The 9,214-nt window shown below is 49.6% G+C and carries 6 protein-coding genes; 5 read left to right on the top strand and 1 reads right to left on the bottom strand.

The window, feature by feature from the left end; translation table 11 throughout:
• Positions 1–223 precede the first annotated feature (223 nt).
• The 5 genes from ABW391_RS27505 to ABW391_RS27525 all read left to right on the top strand — a co-directional run bounded on the left by ABW391_RS27505 (position 224) and on the right by ABW391_RS27525 (position 6,785).
• Positions 224–1,669: an MATE family efflux transporter gene (locus tag ABW391_RS27505; protein WP_353485117.1), complete on the top strand. Its 1,446-nt coding sequence runs from the start codon at positions 224–226 to the stop codon at positions 1,667–1,669.
• 18 nt (positions 1,670–1,687) lie between these two features.
• Positions 1,688–2,788 carry a GumC domain-containing protein gene (locus ABW391_RS27510; protein ID WP_353485118.1) on the top strand — a complete coding sequence of 367 codons (1,101 nt, stop codon included), beginning with the start codon at positions 1,688–1,690 and terminating at the stop codon, positions 2,786–2,788.
• Complete coding sequence (locus ABW391_RS27515; RefSeq protein WP_353485119.1) at positions 2,778–4,244, top strand: O-antigen ligase family protein; 1,467 nt, start codon at positions 2,778–2,780, stop codon at positions 4,242–4,244. The genes ABW391_RS27510 and ABW391_RS27515 overlap by 11 nt, the downstream gene beginning before the upstream one ends.
• A gap of 77 nt (positions 4,245–4,321) precedes the next feature.
• Complete coding sequence (locus ABW391_RS27520) at positions 4,322–5,047, top strand: hypothetical protein (protein ID WP_353485120.1); 726 nt, start codon at positions 4,322–4,324, stop codon at positions 5,045–5,047.
• Positions 5,048–5,147: 100 nt separating this feature from the next.
• Positions 5,148–6,785 (top strand): S41 family peptidase, encoded by a 1,638-nt coding sequence (locus ABW391_RS27525; RefSeq protein ID WP_353485121.1) that lies wholly within the window; start codon positions 5,148–5,150, stop codon positions 6,783–6,785.
• A gap of 83 nt (positions 6,786–6,868) precedes the next feature.
• Here the strand turns inward: ABW391_RS27525 and ABW391_RS27530 are convergent, their stop codons facing one another.
• The gene (locus ABW391_RS27530) at positions 6,869–8,941 is read right to left on the bottom strand and encodes an alpha/beta fold hydrolase (protein WP_353485122.1); all 2,073 of its coding nucleotides are present in this window, start codon (positions 8,939–8,941) and stop codon (positions 6,869–6,871) included.
• Positions 8,942–9,214 lie beyond the last annotated feature (273 nt).

Raw genomic sequence — 9,214 nt, forward strand, 5'->3', positions numbered from 1 at the left:
GTGCTGGCGCTGGAAAGTGAAGAAGTTGATCCGCGGTTGTGATTCAATGTCCAATTTCCAAATGGGTAGTGCAATGTGGGGTGGTTCTGATGGAGGTTTTGGAGGGGTTGATCGGTTTGAAAGGTTTATGGAAAAGCAAGAGTAGGCACCAGAAAAAAATACCATTATTCTGACTCCTTTACCCTAACTTCGCCCCGCAAATCAAAGCACCCGCAGCACCCGCATGAAGCGTGAATTCCTGGCCAACCTTCTTTTTCTGTTGTTCATCAATCTGGTGATCAAGCCTACCTACCTGTTTGGGGTGGAGCGAGTGGTACAGAACGTGGTGACCGATAACCTGTACGGCATCTACTTCAGCATCCTGAATTTGACCTTGATTCTCAACATCATTGCCGATTTTGGCATCCAGAATTACAATACCCGTTACATCTCGCAGCACCCGCACCTGTTGCCCAAGTACTTCAGTGCATTTTTGCTCACTAAAGGCCTCTTGTCGTTGGTGTATGCGCTGGTACTGGTTTTGGTGGGGGCATTTACGGGCTATTTGTGGGAGTATCCGGGCATTATGCTGGGCATGACCCTGTGTCAGGTACTCAATTCGATGGTGATGTACTTTCGCTCCAACATTGCCGGGCTGGGCCTGTACTGGGTAGACAGTCTGGTATCGGTGATCGATCGGCTGGTGGTGATCCTATTTTTGGGCATACCGCTGTGGATGGGGTACTACGACGGCCATAGTTTTGACATCCAGTGGTTTGTCAATGTGCAATTGTTGGGGTTTGGTACGGGTGCAGTGGTGGCGTTTGGCATTGTGCGGTACCATTCCGGGGCGATTACCTTTCGGTTCAACTGGTTGCGGATGTTGGCCATTGTAAAGGCGGGCGTACCGTTTGCACTTTCGTTTATTCTGATGAACATGTACACCCGCGTTGACGCCCCTTTGATGGAGCGCATGCTGGTGGATGGTCGCGAACAGACCAATATTTACGCTTCGGCTTTTCGATTGTTGGAAGCCAGCAACGTGATCGGCTACCTCTTTGCGGGCTTGCTGATGCCGATGTATGCCAAATTGCTCAAACTGGGGCAGGATGTAAAACCCCTGGCGCATTTGGGCATCCAGATCATTTGGAGTGGCGCCATCAGTTTGGTGGTATGTACCATTGTATTCCGCGAAAACATCATGGTGGGTTTGTACACCACAGGCAGTGTATATTCGGGCAATATCCTCGGTTGGGTCATCGTGAGTTTTATTCCGGTGAGCGGTGTATATATTTTTAGCTCTTTGCTTACTGCCCAAGGCAGCCTTCGGCAATTGAACCGGGTCTACGTTTTTGGAGTGCTGCTCAACCTGGGGCTCAATCTCTGGCTGATTCCCCTGCACAAGGCCTTGGGGGCAGCAGTAGCCAATTGCATTACGCAAATCCTGATTTTTGGGGCGCAATTGTACTTGTGCAAGCGCATTCTAAAAGTGGGCATTACCTGGGTGCAAGCCGCAAAGTTTGTAGCTTTGACGGGTCTGTCCACGGGTTTGGCAAGTTTGAGTAAAATTTACCTTCTGCCAGAGCTCAACTTGTGGGCATTTTTGATAGCCCTGGCTGGATGCGGCATGCTGGCCTTTGTGTTGCGATTGATCAGTGTGCGGGAGGTGTTGAGGGTTTTGAGATTTTAACTTGAATTCAATTTTTAAATGGAAAATAGAGACAATCTTTTGGGAGTGGTGCGTACCCTGTACCAGTGGCGCAAACAAATTTTGGGGCTGTCCATCGCAGCAGCAGTAGGTACGGCGGTTATTTCGCTGTTGATGCCCAATTTTTACAAAGCGACAACCCTATTCCTGGCCGCGAATCCAGATTTGGTGCGCCCGGATGTGTTGTACGGCAAATCGGTAGGCGGCCAACCCTACGGATCGGGCAACGACATCGACCGCATTCTGACCATCGCCGAATCCATTGAGCTGGCAGATTACCTGATCGATACCTTCAAGCTGTTTGAACACTATCGGGTCAAACCCAATAAGCTCAGGTCTTACATGTATGCCCGCAAAAAGCTGTTTTCTCGCCTGGAGATCAGCAAAACCAAGCGCGACGCCATTCAGTTGACCTTTGAGGATACCGATCCGGAGCTGGCTTCTCGCATTGCCAATGCCGCCCGGGAGTACATTAACTACCTCAGTCAAGAAGTACTCAAAAACAACCAGCGCAAAAACCTGGTTTCTTACGAAACCAGCATCAAGGCCAAAGAAGTGATCTTGAATGAGCTGGCCGACAGCCTGACCAGGTTACGGGCGCGGTACAAAATTTACAATACCCGACAAGTCTCTTCCGACCTATCACAGCGCTACATCTATGCTAGGGGCAACTATTTTCGGTACAAAGGAAAACTGGAAGCCATGCGCGTGAATCCACGCATTCCTCGAGATTCCGTGGCATTTACCGATGCGGTAGTCAAGGGCTATAAAATGGAATCCGACAGCATCCAGATGGACTTGTCGCGCCTAGCCGGTGGCGAAGCACAACTGATGCTGATGGAAACCCGCTACTATACTTCCAACGGACAATTGGGCGATGAGGTGGAAAAAGCCAAGATGCTGCGCAGCGCCCTGGAAACCGATGTTCCAAGTCTGTTGCTGATCGAATCGGCGGAAGTTCCCGTGCTGAAATCTCGGCCAAAACGCACCATCCTGGTGGTGATGGCCGGAGCGATTGCCTTGATTGTAGCAGCATTTGGGGTGTTGTTGTTCGATGCCTATCGTGAAAACAAATGGGGAGAAACCTTCAATGCGCAGTAATTCATTGATGCAAACTTTGCGGGAAGGCTCGATGCCCCAGATCTTGTTTTGGGGCTTAGGGGCGGTTACCTTGCTGTCCATTTGGGCAGGGGTTGCACTCAATTTTATTTATGTGGCGGGGCTGCCCTTACTGTTGTTGGCCATTTATTGGACGGTGGTGGATACGCGCATCATTTATTTTCTGATGTTGGGCTGCATTCCCTTATCGACAGAGGTGATCTTGCCGAATGGTTTTGGAACTGACTTGCCTGATGAAGGCTTGATCGTGGGCTTGTTTTTGGTCAGCATTCCGTTTATGTTTCACAACATTCACCGGATCAGCAGCAAGTTTATTTTACATCCCATTTCACTGATGTTGCTCTTGCATCTCTGCTGGATTTTTCTGTGCATGGTGCAATCACAATTGTTTTTTGTTTCCTTCAAATATTTTTTGGCCAAAAGCTGGTACATCGGGGTATTTTTCTTCCTCACCGGGTATTTCATTTACACCCAAAAGCAATACCAGCGCTTGTTTTGGTGGGTATTTTGGCCCTTGATTTTCACCATTGTGGTGGTGATGATCAGGCACTCGCAACGGGGTTTTTCTTTTGCCGAAATCAATTTTGTGCTCTGGCCATTCTACCGCAATCACGTCAATTACGCGGCACTCTTGTCGCTGTTTTTTCCTTTGTTGTGGTTTGCACCAGTGCAATTTCCGCGTTTGTCTACCAAGTGGTACTTGCTCCGGGCTGCTACCGGATTGGTTTTACTGGCGATTTATTTCACCTATACCCGGGCAGCGTATGCGTCCATTTTGATGGCGGCGGGGGCATATTTTGTCATTCAGTGGCGCCTCATTCGCCCGGTATTGGCCATTGCAGCGGTGGCATTGGTGGCGGGGTACTTGTACATGAGTTACGACAATAATTACCTCGATTTTGCACCGGATTACAACAAAACGGTCAGCCATCAGAACTTTAATAACCTCATGCAGGCCACCTACAAGATGGAAGACATCTCTACCATGGAGCGGGTGTACCGCTGGGTAGCGGCCTTTCAGATGAGTCAGGATCGTCCCTGGATGGGATTTGGCCCCGGCAATTTTGTCAATTTTTATCAGACCTATACAATCAAGAGTTTTCAGACTTATGTGAGCAATAATCCCGAAGGATCCGGAGTGCATTGTTACTACCTGATGACCCTGGTAGAGCAGGGCTTTATCGGCATGATCATCTTCATCGCCTTGAGTTTTTTGGTGCTGATTCAGGCTGAAAAAATCTACCACCGCTGCACCGATCCTGCTCGCAAGCGCATCATCATGGCCGTTACTTTGTGTACGGTGGTCATGGATGCCTTTTTGCTCATCAACGACATGGTCGAAACCGACAAAATGGGTTCTTTTTTCTTTATGTGCATGGCCGTTCTGGTCAATCAAGACCGTCAAAACGCATCACAAGCGCCCGCTTTTCCCACATAGTGCTTCCTTCGCTCCATTCCACAACCATTCTTCCGCACTAACGTTTCATGTAAGAAAATTGAAATCGGTAGCAATCCATGAGCAATCCACAAATCGTTACGCTTACTTTTTTTCGCTTTACCACCAGCCAAAACAAGTGGTGGGGATTCAAACAAATGGGACTTGCCCCTCTTGAACTGAGCAAGGTCCCTGGCCTTTCATTTTCCAAAATGATGGGCAGCGGCAACGGCAACGGCTTCAGCATTTGGCCCAATTTTGGGGTGTATGGCTTACTCGCGGTATGGGAAGAACGCAAAATGGCCGAAAACTTTTTTTCGACGCATCCGCTGTACAGTGCTTTTGAACAAAAAACCGTCGAAATCTGGACCACTTACCTTCAAACTGCCAAAGTTCACGGCACCTGGGATAGCGGAACGCCTTTCATTGAAAACACCCCCTACCAACCCGATGCCCCAGTTGCGGTGCTTACCCGTGCCACCATCCGCACCAATCGGTTGTGGCATTTTTGGCGTTTTGTACCCGGCGTGAGCAAATCCATGTGGCGGGAACACCAGGAGGGCTTACTGTTTTCAGTGGGCATTGGAGAATTGCCTTTGATCCAACAGGCCACCTTCAGTTTGTGGAAAAATAGCGCTGCCATGCAAACTTATGCCTACCAAGGGCAGTTTCACAGCCAAGTGGTGCGCAAAACCCGGGAGTTGGGTTGGTACAAAGAAGAATTGTTTGCCCGGTTTCATCCGTTTAAAATGGAAGGAAAATGGGACGGCAAGGAGATGAGTCAGTTACTTAATCTTTTGTCCTAAAGTCAAGATTAGGAACAGTGAAGAAATAAATGATACCTTCAAATAGACCAAAAATCCCTGAAAACTGTTATCATTGGAAGTTATTAAACAATCATCCAACATGAAACGAATCGCGAAATACACGCTCTGGCTGTTGCCACTGGCTTTAATGACCGTGGCATTTACCGAGTATCCAAGCAACCGTCAGGATTTTGAGATCAGCAAAAACCTCGAAATCTTTGCCAACATGTACAAAGAACTCAACTCGGCATACGTAGACGAGCTTGACCCCGGCAAAGTAATGCGCTCGGGCATCGATGCCATGCTCAACAACCTCGATCCATTCACCAATTACATCGCCGAAGCCGACATCGAAGGTTATCGCTTGCTCCGCGAGGGTACTTCCGACAACATCGGGTTCGAGTTTAAAAAAATTGACAACTTCGTTACGGTGACCGAAATTTTCCAGGGTTTACCCGCTGACAAATCGGGCATCAAAATTGGAGACCAAATCATTGCCGTAGACAACAAGGACATCCAAAGCAAAAGTGCTGATGAACTGGATTATGTGCTGCGCGGTGCAACCGGAACGAGCATAGAACTCACCGTGCGCAGACCTGGGCAAAACAGCGATTTTAAAGCCAAAATCAACCGCCAGGAGATGGATTTGCCCAATGTGCCTTACTCCGGACTGGTGGAAGGAGACATTGCCTACGTCTCTTTGTCTACTTTTTCTCAGGATGCGGGCAAAAACATCGGCAATGCCGTACGGGAATTGCGCAAAGAAAACCCCAACATCAAAGGTGTGATCCTGGATTTGCGCGGCAATGGTGGTGGTTTGCTGGTTGAAGCAGTCAACCTGTGCAACGTATTCATTCCCCGCAACGAATTGGTGGTGACCACCCGGGGCAAACTCAAGGAGCAAGACCGCAGTTTCCGTACCCAGAGCATAGGGGTTGAAGAAATCCTGCCGCTGGCGGTGCTGATCGACAAAAACTCGGCCTCCGCTTCTGAAATCGTGAGTGGCACTTTGCAGGATTACGACCGGGGAGTCTTGATCGGCCAGCGTTCTTATGGCAAAGGGCTGGTACAAAACACCGTGGAAGTAGGCTACAATTCTCGCCTCAAACTGACCACGGCCAAGTACTACATCCCCAGCGGGCGTTGCATCCAAAGTGTAGAATACCGCAATGGCGAACCCGTTGACATTGCCGATAGCCGCCGGGCAACGTTCAAAACGCGCAATGGCCGGGTGGTACTGGATGGTGGCGGAGTTGCTCCCGACATCAAGATCGAGCAGGCCAGCAACATCCCCGTGGTAAAAGCACTGCAAGACCAGGACATCATTTTCCGGTTTGTAACCGACTATTGCAAAGGCAAAGAAAAAATTGCCGAAATCAAGGATCTACGCTTTGAAGAGTTTGATAAATTCCTTGCTTTTGTGCAAAAGGAAAACTTCATTTTCCGTACCGAAAGCGAAAAATTGCTGGAGCAGTTCAAGCAAAAGGCAGGTGCGGAAGGGTACGAACTGGGCACCGCAGTGGGATCGCTGGAAAGCGCCTTGGGTACTGCCCAACTGGATTTGATCAAAAAGCACAAAGACCTGATTAGCAAAGTAATCGAAAAAGAAATTGCCGGAAGGTACTACTACGCGAATGGCCGCGCCCAGATTGGTCTGCTGCGCGATCCGGAAGTGCATGAGGCGATCAAAGTAATCCGGGACCCAGCGCAGTACAAAAGTATTTTGAAGAAAATTTGAGCAGAATAGGTCATTTTCTCCCGTTTTCAACCCACGGTAGGGATGAAACAGCAATGGCGGCGGGCATCAACCCGCCGCCATTGTTATTTCTTCATTTGCCGCTCCATAAAATCAAAAGTCGAATGGTACACTTTCAACCAACTGCGGTGGAGCAAAAAGCCGTGGATTTCGTCGGGTAAAATCACTTGCTCGAAATACACTTTGCGTTTGCGCAGTGCCTCTATCATGTCTTCGGTTTCGCTGAAAATCACGTTGCGGTCGTCGTCGCCGTGGATGAACAAAACCGGACTTTTCCAACCATTTACAAAATTCATCGGTGAAGACTCAAACGCTTTTTTGGCCCAAACCGGAAATTTGAGCGGATCGTACGCAGGTGCAAAGGTGGAAATCACGTTGTTCCAGTTGTGTACCCCGTGAATGTCTACCCCTGCCGCAAACAAGTCACTCCTTCTGGCCAGACCATGTGCAGTCAGGTAGCCGCCGTAGCTGCCGCCCCACAGGCCAATGCGTTTGGGATCTACATCAGGACGGGTTCTGAGGTATTCTCCCGCACCAATCAAGTCCAACACTTCGCTGGCACCCGTGCCACCATAATTCAGCGCTTCGCGAAAATCCAGGCCGTACCCAATGCCACTGCGGTAGTTGAGGGCAATGACCACGTATCCCTGGAGGGCAAAATACTGATTCAGGGCATAAGCATTGGAGTAGTACTGACTATAGTTGAAGCCCAACAACATTTGCCGGCGGCTGCCGCCGTGTAAAAAAATCACTGCGGGGTGTTTGTCGCCTGGTTTGTGGTTGGGCGGCAAAAACAATTGTGCCGGAGCGCTCATGCCATCGGTGGCTTTGATGCTGATCTGTTGGGGTTGCACCAAATCTGTGGGGTAATCTGAAATGGAAAAAGCAGTGGCTAGATCTTTAAAACCGCCATTGGTGTACAAGGCTGGCCAAGCGGGCCGGGTTGCCGAAGCATGAAGCAAGGCCAAACCCTGCGCGGTGGGTACCGGACTCCATTCAATGCCTTCGCCTTTGGTGATTTGCTGTGCTTGAGCGGTATTGAGGTTTACTTTCCAGATGTGGCGCCGATTGATGTCGCCAATGTTGCAGGCGTAATAAAGGGTTTGGCCATCGGGAGCCAGGCTGAGGTTTTCCACCTCCCCTTCGCCGGGTGTGAGTAATTTGCTGGTTTTGCTGGCGATGTCGAGGGCATACAGGTGTACCCAGCCGTCTTTTTCCCAGGGAAAAATGAGTTGCGACTGACTTGGCCAGAGTAGCTTATTGTTGGCGACGGGCAAGTCATCTACGAATACGGAGCCTTTGCCTTCTGCGGCCTTCCAAATTTCTTTTGCTTCGCCGGTTTTTACATTCAGGATGCGGATGCTCCAGGGAAAACCGCTGCGTTGAGGGGCAAAGGGAAAGCCTAATTCCTTGTAGGTTCGAACGTAGGCCAGCCAATTGCCATCGGGACTCCACACCGGTTCTTGATCCTGATCGGCAGATGGGTCAGGGAAGGTGATGGCTTTGGAAGCCAGGTCGTAGATGCCAATGAACGAATGATCACCCCGGATGCTGACAAAGGCCAGCTTACTCCCATCGGGATTCCAGCGCAGCGCGCTTACGCCTCCTCTGACTTTAAACAACACTTGAGGTTTGACCAGCGTGTCCACTAAAGACGCAAGCCAGACCTGACCCGCATTCATGTAAGCAATACTGCGGCCATCAGGCGCAATTTTGGGTGCATATCCGGCGGCAATTTTGCGAAAATCTCGACCATTTTCCAGGTCAGTAATGTACAAAAACCTGCTGGTTTCTATTTGCAATTGAGCGGGGTTGGCTGCATAACCCTGGCCATTGGGGGTGTTGCCGCGCACAAAAACAACGTGTTTACCCGAAGGCGTGAAGCTGAGTTCACCGATCTCAATGCCGTTGTCTTTTTCTTCAAATCCGGTGATGCGCGCTGCATCATTCAAATTGACGCCCCTTGCGGTGTATACATTGCGGCTGCCATTGTCATTGAATATCCAGGCAACATTTTTGCCATCCGGGCTAGCGGTCAAACTGGTGGGGAAAGGTTGCGATAGGATACTTTCGATGGTGGTTTGGGCAGGAAGGTTCTGCGCTGCACAAACCAACAGGAGGAAGAGCATTTTCTTCATAAACTTATTTGTCTTTGATGTCTTTCAGCAATTTACGCAATTCCTGTACTTTCTCGGGTTGCTGGGCATATAAATTTCGGGTTTCGCCAACATCGTCCTTCAAGTTGTACAATTGCCCTGGTGCTTCGCCCTGCTTGGGTTCAACTTCTTTGGGTTGGGTAAATCATCCTAATTTGATCGCCCACTCAGGCCGCAACTTACGCCCCAACATTTCATTCGCTTCTTTGTCTTTTTTGAAGGTCTCCTTCTTTGGATTCCACTTCAACGGGCGCT

It is taken from the genome of Haliscomenobacter sp. (assembly GCF_040403615.1).
Lineage (GTDB): Bacteria > Bacteroidota > Bacteroidia > Chitinophagales > Saprospiraceae > Haliscomenobacter.

Excerpts from the sequence above, each read along its gene's own strand:
- ABW391_RS27505 (WP_353485117.1), top strand. The coding sequence starts at position 224 with ATGAAGCGTGAATTCCTGGCCAACCTTCTTTTTCTGTTGTTCATCAAT.
- ABW391_RS27510 (WP_353485118.1), top strand. The coding sequence starts at position 1,688 with ATGGAAAATAGAGACAATCTTTTGGGAGTGGTGCGTACCCTGTACCAG.
- ABW391_RS27515 (WP_353485119.1), top strand. The coding sequence starts at position 2,778 with ATGCGCAGTAATTCATTGATGCAAACTTTGCGGGAAGGCTCGATGCCC.
- ABW391_RS27520 (WP_353485120.1), top strand. The coding sequence starts at position 4,322 with ATGAGCAATCCACAAATCGTTACGCTTACTTTTTTTCGCTTTACCACC.
- ABW391_RS27525 (WP_353485121.1), top strand. The coding sequence starts at position 5,148 with ATGAAACGAATCGCGAAATACACGCTCTGGCTGTTGCCACTGGCTTTA.
- ABW391_RS27530 (WP_353485122.1), bottom strand. The coding sequence starts at position 8,941 with ATGAAGAAAATGCTCTTCCTCCTGTTGGTTTGTGCAGCGCAGAACCTT.